The following is a 19,608-nucleotide window of genomic DNA, read 5'->3' as shown; positions in this document are numbered from 1 at the left end:
CGATGTGACGAGCGGCGAATGAGGTCACGGGTGGATCAGCCCTCCGTCAGAGCGACGTACGCGTCGCGGTCCATCAGGCCGTCGAGGGCGCCGTCGACGACGGCGACCTTGATGAGCCAGCCGCCCGCGAACGGCTCCGCATTCACGAGTGACGGGTCATCCACGACGCCGTCGTTGATCTCGACGACCGTGCCGGTCACGGGGGCGTAGAGCTCGCCGACGGACTTGGTCGACTCGATCTCCCCGACGACGGACCCGGCGGTCACCTCGGTGCCCACGGCCGGGAGCTCGACGAAGACCACGTCACCGAGCTTGTCGGCCGCGTAGTCGGTGATGCCGATGGTCGCGGTGTCGCCGTCGGCGGCGATCCACTCGTGCTCGTCGGTGTAGTGGAGTGCGTTGAGGTCGGTCATTTGGTCCTCCGATAGAAAGGCAGAGCGGTCACGGTCGCGGGGATGCTGGTCCCCCGCACATCAAGGAATACTGCGGTTCCCACCGCAGCGGAAGAAGGGTCGACGTACGCCATCGCGATCGGGTGTCCGAGCGTGGGACTCAGAGCGCCGCTGGTGATCTCGCCCCGCACGCCGCCGTCGGCGTCGAGCACCGGATAGCCCGCACGCCCGGCGCGCTTGCCCTCGGCGACGAGACCGACGAGCACAGCGGCATCGGATGCGGCATCCACCGCTCCCTTGCCGATGAAGCTCTCCTTGTCCGACACGACGACACGGCCGAGACCTGCCTGCGACGGCTTGACCTCGCGCGAGAGCTCGTGACCGTACAGCGGCATGCCGGCTTCGAGTCGCAGTGTGTCTCGCGCTGCGAGCCCTGCCGGGACGAGGCCGTGCGGGCGTCCCGCCTCGATGAGCGCATCCCACAGGGCGGGGGCATCGGCCGCGCGCACGAGCAGTTCGAAGCCGTCCTCGCCGGTGTAGCCGGTGCGGGCGATGAGCAGCGGGTTCCCCCGATACGAGGCGTCGGCCCAGGCGTAGTACTTCTGCGCGCTCCAGGGCGCGCTGAGGTCGGAGATCCCCTCGGTGCCCGACACGACAGCCTCGGCAGCGGGACCCTGCACAGCGAGCAGCGCATAGTCGTCGGAGACATCCTCGACATCGACCCCGCGGTCGCCGATGAAGCCCTCGAACGTGCGCACCTCGGCATCGGCGAGATCGGCACGTTCGCGCTCGATGCGCGACGGGAAGGAACGCACGCGGGACGCGAAGGCGGCGTCGACGAACCCGCGGTTGCCGGCGTTCGCGATGACGAGGAATCGGTCATCCGCCAGTCGGTAGACGATGACGTCGTCGATGATCCCGCCGTCGTCGGCGAGCATGAGCGAGTACTTCGCCTTGCCCACCGTCATCGCCGACAGTCGTCCGGCGAGCGAGTAGTCGAGGAACTCTCCGGCGAATTCGCCGGTGATGAGGAACTCCGCCATGTGCGAGATGTCGAAGATGCCCGCGGCCTGCCGCACCGCATGGTGCTCGGCGAGGTCCGAGGTGTAGCGGACCGGCATCTGCCAGCCCCCGAAGTCGGTGAACGAGGCGCCCAGCGCCTCATGGCGTTCTCGGAGCGGTGTGTAGCGGGGGTCGGACATGGAGTTCTCCCGGGCTGGATCGGGCGGAACGGCGACATCGCGCCGTTCCTCGGAACTCCCCCTCTGTCATGGGCCTGAGAGCTTCGCCCAGAGACTGGGCTTTCACCGTCGGCGGATCACGGGACGAAGTGTGGAGGCGCGGAGACACGCGGGGTGTCCCTCACCAGGGTTTCGACTCGGGCGCCTGCGGCGGCCTCGCTCAACCCGAAAACTCGCTTCGCTCGTTTTCGCTTTTCAGAGTGGCCGGAACCGCGCGGTACGCATACCTGAGAGATTGGCGGGGAGGCTTGCTCCTTCGGTGCCCGGCTGCGTTCGCCGGGGCTCTCCCGCGTGGGTCATTCGGCCTGTCTTCAATTGTGGCTACAGTCTAGCGGCTCGGCTCCGCCGCGACAGGTGCACCCTCATCGTCCCTGTCGCGGCGGACATTCACAGCCCCGCGAGCTCCGCCCGCACCTCGTCACGCAGACGACCGAGGTTCTCGGGCTCGGGCGCGGCACCCAGGAGTGTCTTCGTGTACTCGTGCTGCGGGTTGAGGATCACCTCGTCGGCCGGCCCCCGCTCGACCACATCCCCCTTGTAGAGCACCATGATCTCGTCACTGAAATGCCGTGCGGTCGCGAGGTCGTGCGTGATGTAGAGCACGCCGAGGTTCTCTTCGCGCTGCAGATCCGCCAGCAGGTTCAGCACCCCCAGGCGGATCGAGACGTCGAGCATCGAGACCGGCTCATCCGCGACGATGAACCGCGCCCCCGGGGCGAGCGCACGCGCGATCGCGACGCGCTGTCGCTGACCGCCCGACAGCTCGTGCGGACGGCGCTCGGCGAAGCTCTCGCCGGGCGACAGCCGCACTCGCTCGAGCAGCTCGATCGCGCGCGCCCGCACCTCTGGGCCAGAAAGCTTCGGGTGGTGGAGCCTGATCGGGCGCTCCAGATGATGGATGATCGTGTGGAACGGGTTCAACGAGGCGAAAGGATCCTGGAAGACCATCTGCACCTGCGAGCGGTACTCCTCGACCGCCCGGCCACGCATCCCTGCGTCCTTGCCGTCGAGCAGGATCTGGCCGCTGGTCGGAGTCTCGAGCTTCATCAGCATCCGCGCGATCGTCGACTTGCCGGATCCCGATTCGCCGACGAGCGCGACCGTCTTGCCCGCTTCGATCGTGAACGAGACGTCCTTCACCGCGTGCAGGATCGACGTCTTGAGGCCTGATCGCAGCGTGAAGTCCTTGACCAGGTTGCGCGCTTCGAGGGTGGGAGCATTCATCGGACCTCCTCCTGACTGGGCTGGTTGCCGGTGCGGACGAAGTCGCCGCGCTCCCCGGTGAGACTGGGGAAGCTCGAGAGCAGCCTCTGCGTGTACTCGTGCTGCGGGGTGCGGTAGATCTCTTCAGCCGTGCCCTCTTCGACGATCTGGCCCTGCAGCATCACGGCGATGCGATCGCTGATCTCGATCAGCATCGGCAGGTCGTGTGTGATGAAGATGACCGCGAAGCCGAGGCGCTCGCGCAGCCGCATGATCTCGCGGATGATCCCGCGCTGCACGACCACGTCGAGCGCGGTGGTCGGCTCGTCCATGATCATCACCTGCGGGTCGAGCGCGAGCGCCATGGCGATCATCATGCGCTGGCGCATGCCGCCGGAAAGCTCATGCGGGAAGCTCGTCAACCTCGACGGATCGACTCCGACGAGTGTGAGGAGCTCTTCAGCTCTGGCCTGCTTGTCCTTCTTGGACATGCCCGGTCGGTGTGTGTCGAAGATGTCGAAGATCTGCGCCTTGACGCTGATGACCGGGTTGAGCGAGTTCATCGCCCCCTGGAACACCATCGAGATCTTGTCCCAGCGGAACGCGCGCAGCCCTTCGCCGTCGAGCGCCACGATGTCGATGTCGTGCCCGTCGCGGTCATGGAAGACGATCTCGCCGCTGGTCATGAGCGCGGGTGCCTTGAGCAGCCGGTTCATCCCATACGCGAGCGTGGTCTTGCCGCACCCGGATTCCCCTGCGAGGCCGAGGATCTCCCCCCTGTTGAGGGTGAGAGAGACGTTGCGGACGGCCTTCACCGGCGGATCCACCTCGTACTCGATCGACACGTTGCGCGCCGTGAGCACGGCATCCGGAGCGCTCATGCGGCGACCCCCTTCGTCTTGGCGGCCTTGCGCACGCGCCGAGCGGCATCCGGCGCATTGCGCAGCTTGGGGTTGATGACCTCGTCGATCGCGAAGTTGATCAGGGCGAGGCCGGCACCGAGCATCGCGATCATGACGCCCGGGGGTACGAACCACCACCAGGCTCCGCGGCCGAGCGCCTGCCCGGACTGCGCGTCGTTGAGGATCGTGCCCCATGTGATCGACGAGGTCGGGCCGAGCCCGAGGTACGAGAGTCCGGCCTCCCCGAGGATCGCGAAGATGATCGCGAACAGGAACTGCGCGGTGAGCAGCGGGAGCAGGTTCGGCATGATCTCCACGAGGATGACGCGGAACGACCGCTCCCCCGCGACCTTCGACGCGTAGACGTAGTCGCGGGTGCGCAACGAACGCGTCTGCAGGCGTAGGACGTACGCCGCCCCGGCCCATGACGTGATCCCGAGCACGAACGCGACGAGCTGCCACGTGCGCTGCGGGACGAAAGAGGCGATCACCATGACCAGCGGCAGACCCGGGATCACGATCATGACGTTGGTCAGAAGTGCGAGTGCGTCTTCCCGCCAACCGCCGAGGTACCCCGCAAGGACGCCGAACAGCAGCGAGAGGACGATCGCGATACCGCCGGCGACCACGCCGACGAGCAGAGAGCCCTGGGCGCCGACTGCGAGCTGCGCGAACATGTCGTTGCCGAGCTTCGTGGTACCCAGCCAGTGCTCCGACGACGGAGGCAGCAGAGCCGGGTTGTCGGTGCTTCGCGGGTCCTGCGAGAACATCGGGGCGATGATCGCGAAGAGGACGATCGCGAGTACGAGCGTCGCGCCGACGATGAACTTCGGAGATGTGCTCGGCAGGATGCGGCGACGCTTGCGTCCGCGCTGCGTGGCCAGCGAGATGGTGCTCGCGGGCTGGGTCATGGGCTGATCCTTGGTGATCAGCACTGCGTTCTCGGTGTCAGACATTCTGGCGAGCCCTCGGGTCGATGAAGCCATAGACGAGGTCCATGATGAAGTTGGCGGCGAGCACGGTGATGGTGATGACGAGGAACAAGCCCTGCATCAGCGCGTAGTCGTTGTTCGTGACCGCCTGGAACATCAGCTTGCCGATACCCGGGTAGGTGAACACCTGCTCCATCACGATCGAACCGGCGACCACGAATCCCAACGTGATCGAGAAGCCGGCGATCGAGGGGATCGCGGCGTTCCGGGCCGCATACGTGGTCATGATGCGGCGGGGCCTCAGCCCCTTGGCCTCGGCCGTGAGGACGTAGTCCTCGGCCATGGTCTGCACCATCATGTTGCGCATGCCGAACATCCACCCACCGACCGACGACAGCACGATGGTCAGCGCGGGGAGGACGGCATGTGACAGCGCATTCGTGAAGAACGCCCACGTCGGTTCGGGGCCGTCCGGGAAATCGAAGACGTCGTAGCCTCCGAAGATCGGGAACCAGCCGAGTCCGACCGCGAAGACGGAGACGAGCAGCAGAGCCATCCAGAAGTACGGGATGGACTGCAGCACGGTGGTCGCCGGGATGAGGTGGTCGACCCAGGTGCCGCGCTTCCATCCGGCCCAGGCGCCGAGCACGACGCCGAGGATGAACGAGATGACGGTCACCGTGCCGACGAGGATCAGCGTCCAGGGCAGCGCCTGCCCGATCAGCTCGCTGACAGGTGCCGGGAACTTGGTGACGGAGATGCCCAGGTCGCCCTGGAACATCCGTCCCCAGTACGCGATGTACTGCTCCCAGAGGGACGAGTCATCGCCGCCGAGCAGGAGCTTGATGTTGCGGATCGTGGTCTCGGAGACCTCGCCGCCCGCTCGCTGCATCTTGGCGATCATGATGTCCGCCGGGTTCCCCGGCATGAGCCGGGGAAGCAGGAAGTTGAGTGAGATCGCGGCCCATAGCGTGAACGCGTAGAACCCGATTCTCCGTGCATAGAACTTCATGTCACTGACCGTGCTTCCTGCTCCCCCGACTCCATTCGATTAGTTCGCCGGCTCGAGCTGCGTCAGGATGTAGCCCGCCGCGATCGCGCCCCAGGACGGCGGGAAGGCGTAGAGGTCCTCCTCCGTCGGCCAGCCCGTGAAGTCCTTCGTGTTGTAGAAGGTCTGCGTCGCATTGATCACCAGCGGGATGTACGGCAGGTCGCGGACGATCTCGGTCTGGATCGTTCCGTACAGCTCCTTCTTCTCCGCCTCGTCATTCGTGCTGACCGCGGCCTGGACCGCCTCGTCGACGACGGGGTTGCTGTAGCGGCTGAAGTTCCAGCGTCCGGCGGGGACCTCGGAGCCCACGGCTGAAGTGGAGCCGACGGTCGTGCCGCCGAACCAGTCGCGGTAGATCTGGAACGGGTCGGCCACCGACGTGCCGATGACTCCACCGACGATCAGCTGGAAGTCGCCGCCCTGACGGGCGTCCGAGAACTCCTGCCACTGCACCGTGGATGCCGTGACCTTGATGCCGGCCGCCGCTGCCTGCTCGGCGATCAGCTTGGCCGCATCGTTGTAGTCGGTCCACCCGTCGACGGAGATCAGGCTGAGCTCGAGCGGCTTGCCGTCCTTGGAGTAGAAGTCGCCGTCCTTGGTGTACCCGGCAGCCTCGAGGATCTCGCCCGCCTCGGCGGCGTTCGCCTCCTGCGGGCTGACCTCGTTGGCGGAGTCCGCGACCCACTTCTCGTCACGAGGCAGCAGCGCGAATGTCGGCGAGATGTCGCCGGTCAGACCGACGAACGCCTTGTCCTTGATGGCCGCACGGTCGATCGCGACGTTGAGCGCCTGACGCACCGCGACATCGGTCTGCGGACCGGTGCAGCCGAGCTCGGCGTTGGAGCAGGTGTAGAGCACGGTCGGGTCCTGCGGGGTGTTGATCCAGTCGATCGCACCGTTGCCCGTGACATCGTCCGGGTTCGGGATGAACATGCCCGTCCAGTCGAGCTTGCCGGCGGCGAGCAGGTCCTGTGCGGTCTGGTTGTTGTCGACCGCGATGTACTGGACCTTCTTGACTCCGAGGTCGTCGGCGTCGCGGAAGTTCTCGTTGGCGACGAGCGTGTACGACTCGCTCGTCGTCTTGTCGACCACGTAGGCACCGGACCCGACCGGCTCTTCGTTGGCGAAGTTCGCGAAGTCGCTGACCTCGGACCAGATGTGCTCGGGGAGGATGTAGGTCGAGCCGAGGCGTTGGAACTCGGTCGTGTACTGCGCGGTCGTGTACGTGAGGACGACCGTCGTGTCGTCGGTCGCCTCCGCCGAGACGAGACCGTTGCCTTCCGGGTTGTTCGCCTCGTAGTTGAAGGAGAACGCGACATCGGCGGCGGTCAACGGCTCGCCGTCGCTCCACTTGAGGTCGGGCTTGATGGCGATCGTGATCGCCGTGCCGTCCTCGTTGTACTCGTACGAGTCTCCGATCAGGCCGACGGGCTCGGAGTCCGCCGTCTTGTTGAAGAAGAACAGCGGCTCGTAGATCGGCCCGAGCGCGCCGTGCAGCACGGTGGGGGCGAACGGGTTGTAGTTCGCGGTGATCGGGGTCTGGCTGCCGGCCCACACTCGAAGTGCGCGGTCGCCGTCGCCACCGCTCCCCTCGTTGCCGCCGCCCGCGCCGCACGCGGTCAAACCCAGGACGAGGACGGATGCCCCCGCCACAGCGGTGAGCGCGATCTTGCGCCTTCCGTTACGGATCATTCTGTATTTCCTCTCGGTGCTGCACTGCAGGAGGGATCTCCGGATGGAGCCGAGCCCCGGAGGTGGGGCTCGTGACAGATCCCAGGGAAAGGGATTTGTTAGGACAGTAACCTAACAAATCCCTTTTCGTGCGACAAGGGTTCAGAACACCGGCATATAACGTTTCGGACTCGACCACCGTCCCGTCACGAAGGTGCACTAAGGGTCGCTATGACACTAAGATCGACTCGGGAGGTTAAGGTACCTATGACTCAAAGCTCCGGCATCGATGTCGCCGTATCCACGGTGATCCTCACTCTGCGCCGCACGGGTGACGGCCGCGCGGTGCTCGCACTGCCGCTCGTGCTGCGCACCCGAGAACCCTTCGCCGATCAGTGGGCGCTTCCCGGCGGATGGCTCACCCCCGCCGAATCTCCCGTCGACGCGTCCGCCCGCACCCTCGCGGAGACCACGGGGCTGACCCCGAGCTATCTCGAGCAGCTCTACGCCTTCGGTGCCGTCGACCGCTCCCCCACCCGAGTGGTGTCGATCGTGTATTGGGCGCTGCTGCGGCAGGACGACGTCGACGCACAGAGTGCCGCGCACCGCGCATCCGGCCAGGCACCCGAGAACGTGCGCTGGTTCGACCTCGACGAGCTTCCGCCGCTCGCGTTCGACCACGCCAAGATCGTGGACTACGCACTCTGGCGACTGCGCAACAAGGTCGGCTACAGCCGCGTCGCGCATGGATTCCTGCCCGCCGAGTTCACCCTGGCGGAGCTCCGAGAGGCCTACGAGGCGATCCTCGGGAAACACCTGGACCCGGCCAACTTCCGGCGACAGGTCGAGTCAGCGGGCAACCTGCTGCCCACCGATCGATTCCGCACCGGCAGCCACCGTCCTGCGCGCCTCTACCGCTACAACACCGATGTCGAGCTGGCCGATCACGGCCCGCTCGGCCCCGAGGAAACGAGCATCCGATGAGCATCACCTTCGTCCCGACTCCCGCCGTGCCTCCCGCAGACCCGTCCGTCGACCACATGATCCGGTCGATCGTGTCGGGCGCGTCGACCGATGCCACCTGCACCACCGATCTCGCCGTCGGCCCGTGGGACTTCGACTCCCGACCCGGATACGGCCCTGGTTCCTCGATGGGCGATGTGATCCCCACCGGCGCACCGCGACAGGGAGAGCTCCCGGCCGCGTACCGTGACGCGGACGAGGACGAACTCGACGCCCGCATCAGGTCTGCCAAGGCGACGCTCGGCGACCGCGCAGTGATCCTCGGTCATTTCTACCAGCGCGAGGAAGTCGTGCGTCACGCCGACTACGTGGGCGACTCGTTCCAGCTCGCCACAGCGGCCAAGGAACGGCCGGACGCCGACGCCATCGTCTTCTGCGGTGTGCACTTCATGGCCGAGACCGCGGACCTGCTCTCCGGTGCCGATCAGGCCGTGGTCCTCCCCAATCTCGCCGCCGGATGCTCGATGGCCGACATGGCCGACATCGATCAGGTCGAGGACTGTTGGGAGCAGCTCGCCGACGTGCTCGGAGATCTGGACGCGGAGGATCAGGACGGTCGGGTGCCGGTGATCCCCGTGACCTACATGAACTCCTCCGCCGCCATCAAGGGTTTCGTCGGGCGCCACGGCGGCATCGTCTGCACCTCGTCGAACGCGCAGACAGTGCTCGAGTGGGCGTTCGAACGCGGTCACCGGGTGCTGTTCTTCCCCGACCAGCATCTCGGCCGCAACACCGCGAAGGCGATGGGCGTGCCTCTCGCGAAGATGCCGATGTGGAACCCGCGCAAAGCGCTCGGCGGCTCGTCCGCGGCGGATCTCGTCGACTCTCGCGTGATCCTGTGGCACGGATTCTGCTCCGTGCACCGCCGTTTCACGGTCGCCCAGATCGACGAGGCACGGGCCGAGCACCCGGGCGTGCGGGTGATCGTGCACCCGGAATGCCCGATGGATGTCGTCGACGCGGCCGACGAGGCGGGATCGACCGACTACATCCGCCGGGCGATCGCCGCGGCGTCCGAACCCACGTCCTTCGCGATCGGCACGGAGATCAACCTCGTGCGTCGGCTGGCGGCGCAGTTCCCCCAGCATGAGATCTTCTGCCTGGATCCGGTGGTCTGCCCGTGCTCGACGATGTATCGGATCCACCCCGGGTATCTGGCGTGGGTGCTGGAGGAGCTCGTCGCAGGGCGAACGCCGAATCGCATCACCGTGACGTCGGACGTGGCGGATCCCGCGCGTGTGGCGCTGGAGCGGATGCTGGCGGCGAAGCCCCCGGCGGCTGCGGGTGCCCGATGAGGGTGATCGTGGTCGGCTCGGGGATCGGCGGGCTGACCGCGGCGCTGCACGCACAGGAGCGTGGCCACTCCGTCACGGTGGTGACGAAGGGAGCGCTCGGCGACGGCTGCACGGGGTACGCACAGGGCGGCGTGGCCGGAGAATACGGCCCCGATGACTCCCCCGCGCTGCACGCGGAGGACACGATGGCGGCGTCCGCCGGACTGGCCGATGCCACAGCGGTCGAGGTACTCGTCGACGGCGCCGGCGCGAGGATCGCGGAACTGATCGCGCGTGGCGTGGCGTTCGACCGATCCGCGGACGGCGTGCTGCGTCGCGGACGCGAGGCTGCGCACAGTCGAGCGCGCATCGTGCACGCGGGTGGAGATGCCACGGGAGCCGAGATCGCGCGAGCCCTCGTCGCGGCGACCCGCGCGGCACACATCGCCGTGGTCGAGAACGCGTTCCTCCTGGATCTGCACGTGAACGACGGCGCCGTGCGCGGCGTGCGCGTGCTGATCGACGACGGGGCCCCCCAGCTCGACGCCGACGCGGTGATCCTCGCGACCGGCGGGGCCGGTCACCTCTATGCGCACACAACGAATCCCGCGGGGACGACAGGCGATGGCATCGCCGCTGCGTTGCGGGCCGGTGCAGATGTGGCCGACCTCGAGTTCGTGCAGTTCCATCCGACGATCCTCGGCACGGGGCCGGCGTTCCTCGTGTCCGAGGCGGTTCGCGGCGAGGGGGCGACACTCATCGACGACGACGGCCGTCGCTTCACCTTCGACAGCCATCCCGATGGAGAGCTCGCACCGCGCGATGTCGTCGCGAGGGCGATCGCGCGACGGGCCGCCGCGCAGGGATCGCCGGTGCGGCTGGACGCCACGATGCTGGGCGCCGAGACGCTCGGCCATCGATTCCCGACGATCGACCGCGTGACCAGAGAGCGCGGATTCGACTGGTCGACCGAGCCCATCCCGGTCACTCCTGCCGCGCACTACCTGATGGGCGGCGTCGTGACGGATGTCGACGGTCGCACGTCCCTCACCGGACTCTTCGCCGTCGGCGAGACCGCGCGCACCGGAGTCCACGGCGCCAATCGTCTCGCCTCCAACTCCCTGCTCGAGGGCGCTGTCTTCGGGGCCCGCGCCGCCGCAGCTCTCGGGCTGCCGTGGCGCACAGCCTCGAAGAACCGCGCACAGCTCCCCGGCGTCTTCGACGACAGGTCTGAGACAGGCAGCAACGCCCCGTTCTCCCGTTCGGCGCTGCAGCAGCTGATGTGGGACGAAGTCGGGCTCATCCGCACCCCCGCCGGGCTCCGCCGCGCTCACGACACCATCACGCAGTGGGCGGCGGAGCCGCGCTCCGTGCGCAGCATCCTCGACCACGAGGACGCGAACCTGCTGGCACTGGCGGGGGCCGTGACATCCGCTGCTCGTGCTCGAACCGAATCCGTGGGGTCGCACCACCTCGAAACCGCCCCCGCCGTCTTGGAGACCGTCTGATGCTCACACCCGCCATCATCACCCGCGTCGTCGGCGCAGCGCTCGAAGAGGATGCGCCCTGGGGCGACCTCACCAGCTCGGCTCTGCTGCCTGTCGACGCCACCGCCACGGCCGACCTGGTCGCGCGCGAGCCCGGGGTCTTCAGCGGCGGCGATGTCTTCACGGCCGCCTTCGCCCTCACGGACGCGAGCCTCAGGATCGACGTGCACGTCGGCGACGGCGACGAGTTCTCGAGCGGAGACGTGCTCGCCTCGGTCTCGGGTGCGGCCCGCAGCATCCTGACCGCCGAACGCATCGCTCTGAACTTCACTCAGCGCATGAGCGGCATCGCCACCATCACCGCCTCGTACGTGCGAGCCGTGGCTTCGACGCGCGCGCGGATCGCCGACACGAGGAAGACCACTCCAGGGCTGCGCGCGTTCGAGCGACACGCGGTCGTGAGCGGCGGCGGATACAACCACCGGTACTCGCTGTCCGACGCGGTGATGGCCAAGGACAACCACCTCGCGGTGCTGAAGCGCTCGGGCGCCGATCTCTCGACCGCGCTGCGAGAGGCCCTCGCACGGCTCCCCCACACGACCCACGTCGTGGTGGAGGTCGACCGACTCGACCAGATCTCCGAGGTTCTCGAGGGAGGCGCGCACACGGTGCTCCTCGACAACTTCTCGCTCGACGATCTGCGCGAAGGCGTCGCGCTGATCGGCGACCGCGCCCAGGTCGAGGCCTCGGGCGGAGTCACCCTGGCCACGGTCGGCGACATCGCCGCGACCGGGGTCGAGGTGATCTCGGTCGGTGCGCTCACCCACTCCGCTCGCGCCCTCGATCTCGGCCTCGACGTCAGGATCGACTGAGCCGGTGATCTATCTCGATCATGCCTCCACGGCACCGGTGCGCCGAGAGGTCCTGGAGGCCATGACCCCCTATCTGACGGGCGTGTTCGGGAATCCGTCGAGCCACCACACGGTCGGCGAGGCTGCGGCGAGCGCGCTCGAGGATGCACGCGCACGCGTCGCGCGTCTCCTCGGCATGCGCACGGGTGACATCGTCTTCACGGGAGGCGGCACCGAGGCGAACAATCTCGCGGTCAAGGGCATCGTGCTGCCCGCCCTTGCCGAGAATCGTCGCCATCTGGTGGTGTCGCCGATCGAGCACGAGTCGATCCTCGAGTCCGCCGAGTATCTGCGGCGCTTCCACGGCGTCGTCGTGACGCATGTGCCCGTGGACAGGACAGGACGGATTGCGCCGGAGTCACTGGCCAAGGCTCTGCGCGAAGACACTGCGCTCGTGGCACTCGGCCACGCCAACAACGAGATCGGCACGATTCAGCCGCTCTCCGAGCTGACAGCTGTCGCGCACGAGGCGCGTGTCCCCGTGCACGTGGACGCGGTGCAGTCGGCGGGCTGGCTCGCGCTGGGGGGATCGGGCGCGGATGCCGTGGCGATCGCCGGTCACAAGCTCGGCGCCCCCAAGGGCATCGGCGCCCTCGGAGTGCGGGGTCGAGTGCAGCTGGAGCCGTTGCTGCACGGCGGCGGCCAGGAGCGCGGCCGCCGCTCGGGCACCGAGAACGTCGCAGGCGCCGTGGGCCTCGCGACCGCTCTCGAGCTCGCTGACGCGGAGCGGCAGATCGCCGCGACCCGGGTGGGAGCCGCGACGCGTCGCTTCATCGATCGCGTGTGCGCACTCGTGCCCGGAGCAGCACTCACCGGGCATCCGCAGGAACGCCTCCCGGGCACCGCGTCGTTCACCTTCGAGGGCGTGAGCGGCGAGGCCGCGCTCCTGGAGCTGGAGCGGCGGGGCGTCGTGTCGTCGAGCGGCTCGGCGTGTGCGGCGGGCAGCGACGAGCCCTCGCACGTGCTCCTCGCCTGCGGCATCGATCCGCAGCTCGCGCAGACATCCGTGCGCTTCACGTTCGGCCGCGAACCGCTGCCCGACGGCGCCCCGGACAAGCTCGCTGCGCTCGTCGCCGATTCCGTGCGCAGCGTCGGCCACGCGTGAGCAGGGTGCGCCGCGCGCTCCGCCGGCCGAGCGGTCATAGACTCGGCTGGTGACCGCAGCCTCGCCCCTCGTGACCGTGATCGTCCCTGGGCGTGACATCGCCGGCTTCGCTCCGGCTGCGCTCGATTCGCTGCGCTCGCAGACCGAGCAGCGCTGGAACGCGATCCTCGTCGACGACGGGTCGAGCGACGACACCGGCGCCATCTTCCGTGCCGCCGCAGCGGACGATCGACGGTTCCGGTTCATCGCGCACGAGGCCTCCCGCGGGTTGGGGGCGGCCCGGAACGTGGCGCTGGACGCCGTCGACACCCCGCTGGTCGGCTTCCTCGACGGCGACGACGAGCTGACTCCCACCGCCCTCGAGCGTCTCACCGGAACCATCGCCGAGACCGGCAGCGACTTCGTCGCCGGCGCCTACGTGCGCACCCGGTTCGACGGCCGACGCTATGCGCCCGGCCGCGTGCAGCCCTGGGTGTCGGCCGCCACGGATCCCGAGCGTCTCGGCACGACGATCCATGAGCATCCGGATGCCAGCGCGAACATCGTCGCGTGGTCGAAGATCAGTCGGCTTCACCTGTGGCACGATCTGCGGTTCCCGGAGGGCGTCGCCTACGAAGACCAGCTCGTCGCCCAGTCGATGTACACGAGGGCTCGGGCCTTCGACGTGATCCCCGATGTCGTGGTGCGCTGGCGACTCCGCGCCGACGGCACATCGATCACGCAGGGCAAAGCGCAGCTCCCCGTGCTGCGTGATTACTTGGGGGCGCTGCGCGGCGGCATCCGGATTCTGCACGAGGCCGGCGCGACCGAGGCCGTCAGAGCCAGACTCGAGCTGATCCTGGCGATGGACCTGCCCCCTCTGATCGACATCGCGGGCACTCACCCCGATCCCGCGTACGCGGCTGCGGTGACTGCCTTCGTGGCCGAGCTGGAGGAGCTTCCCGAGTTCGCCCATGTCCGCCCGGACCCCACGATCACCACCGCACTGGCCTGGTGAGCGACACACGCAGGAGCCCCATGAACCACGCGCGCCACACGAACACCGCCGACTACCTCGCGGATCTCTTCTCGCTCGCAGGACGCACCGCGGTCGTGACCGGCGGCAGCTCGGGCATCGGCCACGGCATCGCGACGGCTCTCGCACGAGCCGGCGCGTCGACCGTGATCGTGGCGCGGGGCGAGTCCCGCATCACCTCGACCGTGCAGGCGTTGACGGATGCGGGATGCATCGCGGCCGGGGTCGTGGGCGATCTGGGCACCCGCGAAGGGATCCGCGCAGTCGCCGATGCCGCGGCTGTGCCGTTCGGTGCCCCCGACATCGTGGTCCACTCGGCCGGCATCAACATCCGCCCTCCGTTCGCCGAGATCACCGAGGCCGACTGGGATGCGACGATGACCGTGAACGCGCTCGCCCCGTTCCTTCTGGGCCAGACGTTCGCGACCGGCATGGCAGAGCGCGGATACGGCCGACTGATCCACATCTCGTCGCAGCAGGCGCACCGCGCGTTCGTGGGCAGCGGTGTCTACGGTGTGTCGAAGGGCGCCGTCGAGTCGCTCGTGCGCTCCGAGGCCGAGGCGTGGGGCGGCACCGGCGTGACGAGCAACGCTCTGGTGCCGGGCTTCGTGCTGACCCCTCTGAACGCCCGGCTGCAGGAGGATCCGGCCCAGGTCTCCGCACTCGCCGCGCGGACCATGGTCGGTCGGAACGGCCTCCCCTCCGACTTCGCGAGCGCAGCCGTCTTCCTCGCGGGCGCGGGCTCCTCCTACGTGACGGGGCAGTCGCTCTTCATCGACGGCGGTCTGTCGGTGCACTGATCCGCGGGGCCGCCCTGCCGTCGTGCCGCCGGTCGCACCGCCGGCCGTCGTTCAGATCTCCGCCGGATAGACCCGCTCATCGGGTCGTGGTGAGTCCAGCAGCGGCACGGGCGCCGTCAGGGCCGCGACCGCGTCGGCACCCGCGGAGTCGTCGGGTGCACGATCGGCACGGCGATGCGCGAGGGCCGCAGCCACTCCCCCGGTGACCGCCTCTTCGATCACAGCTTCGGTGTCGATCACCCGCGACGCGGCGACCTGCTGTGCCGCCAACTCGGCGTAGAGCCCGTTCTGCGCCATCAACTGCGCGTGCGTGCCGGACTCGACGATCTGGCCGGCCTCGAGCACGTGGATGGTGTCGGCGCCGATCACGGTCGAGAGCCGATGCGCGACCGTCAGCGTGGTGCGGCCCTTGGCCGCCTCGTCGAGTGCCTCCTGCACGACCCGCTCCGACACGGTGTCGAGCGCCGAGGTCGCCTCGTCGAGCAGCAGCACCGGCGGGTCCTTGAGCAGCACGCGTGCGATCGCGATGCGCTGCTTCTCACCTCCCGAGAGCCTGTAGCCGCGCTCGCCGACCACGGTGTCGTAGCCGTGCTCGAACCCCGCGATGATGTGGTGGATGTTCGCCGCGGTGCACGCCGCGACCATCTCGCTTTCGGTGGCATCCGGCTTGGCGTACAGCAGGTTCTCACGGATCGTCGCATGGAAGAGATAGGTCTCCTGCGACACGATCCCCACGTTGTCGATGATCGACTCCTGCGTGAGTGAACGCACGTCTTCTCCGGCGAAAAGCACGGCCCCGCCATGCGCCTCATACAGTCGCGGGGCGAGGTAGAGCACCGTGGTCTTTCCCGCCCCCGACGGACCCACGAAGGCCACATGCTGCCCGGGCTCCGCGACGAACGACACGCCCTGCAGCGTGGGACGAGCATCCGGCGCCGCATCCGGGTAACGGAACACGACATCGCGGAACTCGATGCGACCACGGGGACCCGGCGCCGCGTCGACCGCGATGGCGTGTGGAGCATCCCGGATCTCGGGCACCAGATCGAGGTACTCGAAGATCCGGGCGAACAGCGCCGACGAGGTCTGCAGATCGAGCGACACTCGCATGAGCCCCATGAGCGGCTGCAGCAAGCGAGCCTGCACGGTCGTGAACGCCACGACCGTTCCGGCCGTGATCGCTCCGGTGCCGCCCGCTATCAGGTATCCGGAGACCAGGTAGATGACCGCCGGCACGCTTGCCATGAGCACCTGCACGACGGCGAAGAACCCCTGACCGCTCATCGCCCTGCGCACCTGCAGCCGCACCTGGTTGCGGTTCTCCGCCTGGTATCGCTGCGACTCGGTGCGCTGACGATTGAATGCTTTCGACAGCAGCATCCCCGAGACGCTCAGCGTCTCCTGGGTGATCGAGGTGAGCTCCGACAGCGACTCCTGCGTCTCTCCGGCGATGCGCGCTCGCACCTGGCCGACGCGTCGCTGCACGACGATGAGGAACGGCATCAGGACGACCGCGATCAGCGTCAGGCGCCAGTCGATCAGGATCATCGCGACCAGAGAGGCGATGACGGTGACGACGTTGCCGAGGATGCTGGTGACGGTGTTGGTCAGAACGCCCGAGACGCCGCCGACGTCATTCTGCAGCCGCGACTGGATGACTCCCGTCTTTGTGCGGGTGAAGAAGCCCAGCTCCATCGCCTGCAGGTGCTCGAACAGCCGCACGCGCAGGTCTCCCGTGACGCTGTTGCCGACGGTCGACGTGAGCCATGTCTGCGCCACTCCGAGCACGGCGGAGAGGAGGAAGAGTCCGACCATCGCAGACACGAGCCGGATCAGCAGTTCCAGCTGGGGTCCGCCGCCGTCGACCGGGAACAGCGCATCGTCGAAGATGCGCTGCACGATGAGCGGCGGGATCACTGCGATGCCGGCGCCGAGGACGACCAGGATGCCGGTGATCGCGATGCGCCACTTGTAAGGCTTGAACAGTGCGACCACCCTCGCACCGAGCCCGCTGATCCGAGGTGCGTCGGCGTTGAGGCGACGCTGCGTGTCTTCATCCACGCGGCGGAAGCCGCCGTGCATCCCACCCATGCTCATGGAGTCAGCGTAGTCAGCGCCGCAGACACCACGGGCCGCTCTTCGGCATCGGGCCCCGCCGAGAGCGGATTCACCCGAATCCGGAATGAAATGTCCGAACCTGTGGTTACGCTGAATTGTCCCCGCGCACTCGCGCGCTCCCTCCCTCTTCTCTGCTGTGCCCAGGAGGCCGCATGTCTGCCGTCGACACCGGTTCGATCACCACACCACCCACGACCGCCTCGGGCGAGATCGCCCGCAGTGACATGCGCGTCATCTGGTTGCTGCTGGTGGCCGCGTTCGTCGCGATCCTCAACGAGACCACGATGGGGATCGCGATCCCGCACCTCAACGCCGACCTCGGCATCCCGCCGGAGCTCGGCCAGTGGCTCACGAGCGCGTTCATGCTGACCATGGCCGTGGTCATTCCCACGACCGGCTTCATCCTGCAGCGGCTCACCACCCGCCAGGTCTTCATCGCGGCGATGACCGCATTCTCCGCGGGCACTCTCGTGGCGATGATCGCCCCCGGGTTCGAGGTGCTTCTCGCCGGTCGAGTGATCCAGGCGGCCGGCACCGGAATCATGATGCCGCTGCTGATGACCACGATCATGAACGTCGTCCCGCCGCAGTCGCGAGGTCGCATGATGGGCCGCGTCGGTCTCGTCATCTCGCTGGCGCCGGCCATCGGCCCGACACTCGCGGGCGCCGTCCTCGAGACGCTCAACTGGCGCGCGCTCTTCGCGATCGTTCTGCCGATCGCCATCGTGTCGCTGCTCATGGGCGCGAAGTGGATGACGAACCTCGGCGAGACCCGCGACGTGCCGCTCGATGTGATCTCGATCCCGCTGGCCGCTCTCGGCTTCGGCGGCATCGTCTTCGGTCTGAGTCAGTTCGGTGGTCACGGAGGGTCCGGGGAGGTCGTCGGAGTGACCTCGCTCGTCGTCGGCGCGATCGCTCTCGCGCTGTTCGTCTGGCGCCAGCTGGTGCTGCAGCGCAGTGACGATGCCTTGCTCGATCTGCGCGTCTTCCGCTCGGTCAACTTCACGTTCTCCGTCATCATCATGACGATCCTCGCGCTGTCGATGTTCGGCACGCTGACTCTGCTGCCTCAGTACCTGCAGAACGTCGCCGGACTCAACGCGCTCCAGTCAGGACTCATCCTGCTTCCGGGCTCGGTCCTCATGGGCCTGCTGGGTCCGGTCATGGGCCGTCTCTACGACGCGCGCGGTACGCGGCCGCTGCTGATCCCCGGAACGATCTTCGTGTCCGCCGCCCTGTTCTACTACTCGACGGTGGGCGAGCACACCGTGTGGTGGGTGCTGATCATCGTTCAGGCGGTCATGTCGGTCGGGCTTGCGATGTCGTTCACGCCGTTGTTCTCCGCCTCGCTCGGGTCGCTGCAGCGCTCGCTGTACTCGCACGGTTCGGCGGTCCTCAACACGCTGCAGCAGGTCGGCGGAGCAGCCGGTGTGGCCGTGCTGACTGTGACCTACTCGGCCATCCTGCACGCCGGTGAGGCCGAGGGGCTCGAGGCTGCGGCCGCCGGCGCTCCCGGCGCGCGCATGGCATTCCTGATCGCCGCGATCATCTCGCTCGCCGCGGTCGCACTGAGTGCGTTCGTCCGCAAGCCCGCAGACGACGTCGCGGGCGGCGTGCACGGCGGGCACTGATCACCGCCGCGGCGGCGTCTCGCTGCTACTGCGTCTTGGGCGCAGGGAAGTGGCAGACGCCGCCGCTGCAGTACCCGGCGGAGTCGTTCGCGAGCAGGTTCAGAGCGTCCGGAAGCGGCGGGAGCGCGAGAGATGCGTCCTGCTCGACGGAGTCCTGTGTCTTGGCCATCCCTCGATGCTACGCCTGCCGCACCCCGGTGGCGTCGAAATCGACACGCCGACCGACAGCGAAACGACAGCACGACTCCCCTACGGTTGACGAGTGCTCAAACGATTCATCGCCCGACTGTTCTGGACGTTCAGCCGCTGGACCCTCACGTCCGAGGGCACGCCCACGCGCCCTACGATCCTGATCGGCGCACCCCACACCTCCAATTGGGACTTCGTGCTGATGCTCGCCATCGCCTGGCATCTGCGCATCGAGGTGCACTGGCTCGGCAAGAGCAGCCTCTTCCGGGGGTGGCGCGGTCCGGTGATGCGGGGCCTCGGCGGCATCCCCGTCGATCGGTCCGATCCTGCCCGAGTCGTGAACGATGTCGTCGCTCAGGTGCACTCGGGAAGCGTGTTCGGGCTCGTGATCACGCCCGACGGGACGCGCGGCGGCAACGAGTATTGGAAGTCGGGCTTCTATCGCATCTCCCGAGAGACCGGCATGCCGGTGACACTCGGATTCGTGGACCGCACCACGATGACGACGGGCCTCGGTCCCACTCTCGACCTGACCGGCGACGTCTCTGCCGACATGGACCGCATCCGAGCGTTCTACGCCGACAAATCGGGACTCCGCCCCGAGCGTCGCACGGTTCCCCGCCTCCGCGAGGAGCAGCCCTCCGGCGGAAGCTGAGTCGCCCC

The 19,608-nt window shown here is 67.9% G+C and carries 18 protein-coding genes and 2 riboswitches; of the genes, 9 read left to right on the top strand and 9 right to left on the bottom strand.

Translation table 11 applies throughout. The features are described from left to right. Positions 1-35: 35 nt before the first annotated feature. The 7 genes from gcvH to AC3WS6_RS07905 all read right to left on the bottom strand — a co-directional run bounded on the left by gcvH (position 36) and on the right by AC3WS6_RS07905 (position 7,413). Entirely contained in the window at positions 36-413 is a 378-nt protein-coding gene (gene gcvH, locus AC3WS6_RS07935; protein ID WP_492500499.1) for a glycine cleavage system protein GcvH, read from the bottom strand. Beyond that, complete coding sequence (locus tag AC3WS6_RS07930; RefSeq protein ID WP_492500498.1) at positions 410-1,594, bottom strand: glycine cleavage system aminomethyltransferase GcvT; 1,185 nt, start codon at positions 1,592-1,594, stop codon at positions 410-412. The genes gcvH and AC3WS6_RS07930 overlap by 4 nt, the downstream gene beginning before the upstream one ends. Before the next feature lie 53 nt (positions 1,595-1,647). Further along, positions 1,648-1,771: riboswitch (glycine riboswitch) on the bottom strand. Between the two features lie 67 nt (positions 1,772-1,838). Next, positions 1,839-1,933: riboswitch (glycine riboswitch) on the bottom strand. 87 nt (positions 1,934-2,020) lie between these two features. Further along, positions 2,021-2,857: an ABC transporter ATP-binding protein gene (locus AC3WS6_RS07925; RefSeq protein ID WP_492500497.1), complete on the bottom strand. Its 837-nt coding sequence runs from the start codon at positions 2,855-2,857 to the stop codon at positions 2,021-2,023. Further along, entirely contained in the window at positions 2,854-3,717 is an 864-nt protein-coding gene (locus AC3WS6_RS07920; RefSeq protein ID WP_492500496.1) for an ABC transporter ATP-binding protein, read from the bottom strand. The genes AC3WS6_RS07925 and AC3WS6_RS07920 overlap by 4 nt, the downstream gene beginning before the upstream one ends. Further along, on the bottom strand, positions 3,714-4,694 hold the full coding sequence (locus AC3WS6_RS07915) for an ABC transporter permease (RefSeq protein WP_492500495.1): 981 nt from the start codon (positions 4,692-4,694) through the stop codon (positions 3,714-3,716). Before AC3WS6_RS07915 ends, AC3WS6_RS07920 begins: the two co-directional genes overlap by 4 nt. Further along, the gene (locus AC3WS6_RS07910) at positions 4,687-5,682 is read right to left on the bottom strand and encodes an ABC transporter permease (protein ID WP_492500494.1); all 996 of its coding nucleotides are present in this window, start codon (positions 5,680-5,682) and stop codon (positions 4,687-4,689) included. Before AC3WS6_RS07910 ends, AC3WS6_RS07915 begins: the two co-directional genes overlap by 8 nt. 39 nt (positions 5,683-5,721) lie before the next feature. Continuing rightward, positions 5,722-7,413 carry an ABC transporter substrate-binding protein gene (locus AC3WS6_RS07905; protein ID WP_492500493.1) on the bottom strand — a complete coding sequence of 564 codons (1,692 nt, stop codon included), beginning with the start codon at positions 7,411-7,413 and terminating at the stop codon, positions 5,722-5,724. Positions 7,414-7,659: 246 nt separating this feature from the next. Here AC3WS6_RS07905 and AC3WS6_RS07900 point away from each other — a divergent pair, with 246 nt between their 5' ends. From AC3WS6_RS07900 to AC3WS6_RS07870, 7 genes are read left to right on the top strand one after another with little or no spacing between them, the layout of a single operon-like run. Continuing rightward, positions 7,660-8,376: an NUDIX hydrolase gene (locus AC3WS6_RS07900; RefSeq protein WP_492500492.1), complete on the top strand. Its 717-nt coding sequence runs from the start codon at positions 7,660-7,662 to the stop codon at positions 8,374-8,376. Then, positions 8,373-9,710 (top strand): quinolinate synthase NadA, encoded by a 1,338-nt coding sequence (gene nadA, locus AC3WS6_RS07895; protein WP_492500491.1) that lies wholly within the window; start codon positions 8,373-8,375, stop codon positions 9,708-9,710. The genes AC3WS6_RS07900 and nadA overlap by 4 nt, the downstream gene beginning before the upstream one ends. Then, positions 9,707-11,197: an L-aspartate oxidase gene (gene nadB / locus AC3WS6_RS07890; RefSeq protein WP_492500490.1), complete on the top strand. Its 1,491-nt coding sequence runs from the start codon at positions 9,707-9,709 to the stop codon at positions 11,195-11,197. Before nadA ends, nadB begins: the two co-directional genes overlap by 4 nt. Beyond that, a complete protein-coding gene (gene nadC / locus AC3WS6_RS07885; RefSeq protein WP_492500489.1) occupies positions 11,197-12,048 on the top strand; it encodes a carboxylating nicotinate-nucleotide diphosphorylase in 852 nt (283 codons plus the stop codon). The genes nadB and nadC overlap by 1 nt, the downstream gene beginning before the upstream one ends. A gap of 4 nt (positions 12,049-12,052) precedes the next feature. Next, a complete protein-coding gene (locus AC3WS6_RS07880; protein WP_492500488.1) occupies positions 12,053-13,192 on the top strand; it encodes a cysteine desulfurase family protein in 1,140 nt (379 codons plus the stop codon). 49 nt (positions 13,193-13,241) lie between these two features. Continuing rightward, a complete protein-coding gene (locus AC3WS6_RS07875; protein WP_492500487.1) occupies positions 13,242-14,189 on the top strand; it encodes a glycosyltransferase family 2 protein in 948 nt (315 codons plus the stop codon). Positions 14,190-14,209: 20 nt separating this feature from the next. Further along, on the top strand, positions 14,210-15,007 hold the full coding sequence (locus AC3WS6_RS07870; RefSeq protein ID WP_492500486.1) for an SDR family NAD(P)-dependent oxidoreductase: 798 nt from the start codon (positions 14,210-14,212) through the stop codon (positions 15,005-15,007). A gap of 51 nt (positions 15,008-15,058) precedes the next feature. Here AC3WS6_RS07870 and AC3WS6_RS07865 read toward each other — a convergent pair whose 3' ends face one another. Beyond that, complete coding sequence (locus tag AC3WS6_RS07865; RefSeq protein ID WP_492500485.1) at positions 15,059-17,104, bottom strand: ABC transporter ATP-binding protein; 2,046 nt, start codon at positions 17,102-17,104, stop codon at positions 15,059-15,061. A 173-nt stretch (positions 17,105-17,277) separates the two neighbouring features. Here AC3WS6_RS07865 and AC3WS6_RS07860 point away from each other — a divergent pair, with 173 nt between their 5' ends. Next, entirely contained in the window at positions 17,278-18,756 is a 1,479-nt protein-coding gene (locus AC3WS6_RS07860) for a DHA2 family efflux MFS transporter permease subunit (RefSeq protein WP_492500484.1), read from the top strand. A 25-nt stretch (positions 18,757-18,781) separates the two neighbouring features. Here the strand turns inward: AC3WS6_RS07860 and AC3WS6_RS07855 are convergent, their stop codons facing one another. Beyond that, positions 18,782-18,925 (bottom strand): hypothetical protein, encoded by a 144-nt coding sequence (locus AC3WS6_RS07855; protein ID WP_492500483.1) that lies wholly within the window; start codon positions 18,923-18,925, stop codon positions 18,782-18,784. A gap of 93 nt (positions 18,926-19,018) precedes the next feature. Between AC3WS6_RS07855 and AC3WS6_RS07850 the strand changes: the two genes are divergently transcribed. Then, positions 19,019-19,600, top strand: coding sequence for a 1-acyl-sn-glycerol-3-phosphate acyltransferase (locus tag AC3WS6_RS07850; protein ID WP_492500482.1), 582 nt, complete (start codon positions 19,019-19,021; stop codon positions 19,598-19,600). Positions 19,601-19,608 lie beyond the last annotated feature (8 nt).

The organism is Microbacterium sp. EB106-03-03-XG65, from assembly GCF_058791955.1.
This window is presented reverse-complemented; position numbering and strand designations above follow the sequence as displayed.

Coding starts and splice junctions, on each gene's coding strand:
- gcvH (WP_492500499.1), bottom strand. CDS start 413: ATGACCGACCTCAACGCACTCCACTACACCGACGAGCACGAGTGGATC.
- AC3WS6_RS07930 (WP_492500498.1), bottom strand. CDS start 1,594: ATGTCCGACCCCCGCTACACACCGCTCCGAGAACGCCATGAGGCGCTG.
- AC3WS6_RS07925 (WP_492500497.1), bottom strand. CDS start 2,857: ATGAATGCTCCCACCCTCGAAGCGCGCAACCTGGTCAAGGACTTCACG.
- AC3WS6_RS07920 (WP_492500496.1), bottom strand. CDS start 3,717: ATGAGCGCTCCGGATGCCGTGCTCACGGCGCGCAACGTGTCGATCGAG.
- AC3WS6_RS07915 (WP_492500495.1), bottom strand. CDS start 4,694: ATGTCTGACACCGAGAACGCAGTGCTGATCACCAAGGATCAGCCCATG.
- AC3WS6_RS07910 (WP_492500494.1), bottom strand. CDS start 5,682: ATGAAGTTCTATGCACGGAGAATCGGGTTCTACGCGTTCACGCTATGG.
- AC3WS6_RS07905 (WP_492500493.1), bottom strand. CDS start 7,413: ATGATCCGTAACGGAAGGCGCAAGATCGCGCTCACCGCTGTGGCGGGG.
- AC3WS6_RS07900 (WP_492500492.1), top strand. CDS start 7,660: ATGACTCAAAGCTCCGGCATCGATGTCGCCGTATCCACGGTGATCCTC.
- nadA (WP_492500491.1), top strand. CDS start 8,373: ATGAGCATCACCTTCGTCCCGACTCCCGCCGTGCCTCCCGCAGACCCG.
- nadB (WP_492500490.1), top strand. CDS start 9,707: ATGAGGGTGATCGTGGTCGGCTCGGGGATCGGCGGGCTGACCGCGGCG.
- nadC (WP_492500489.1), top strand. CDS start 11,197: ATGCTCACACCCGCCATCATCACCCGCGTCGTCGGCGCAGCGCTCGAA.
- AC3WS6_RS07870 (WP_492500486.1), top strand. CDS start 14,210: ATGAACCACGCGCGCCACACGAACACCGCCGACTACCTCGCGGATCTC.
- AC3WS6_RS07865 (WP_492500485.1), bottom strand. CDS start 17,104: ATGAGCATGGGTGGGATGCACGGCGGCTTCCGCCGCGTGGATGAAGAC.
- AC3WS6_RS07860 (WP_492500484.1), top strand. CDS start 17,278: ATGTCTGCCGTCGACACCGGTTCGATCACCACACCACCCACGACCGCC.
- AC3WS6_RS07855 (WP_492500483.1), bottom strand. CDS start 18,925: ATGGCCAAGACACAGGACTCCGTCGAGCAGGACGCATCTCTCGCGCTC.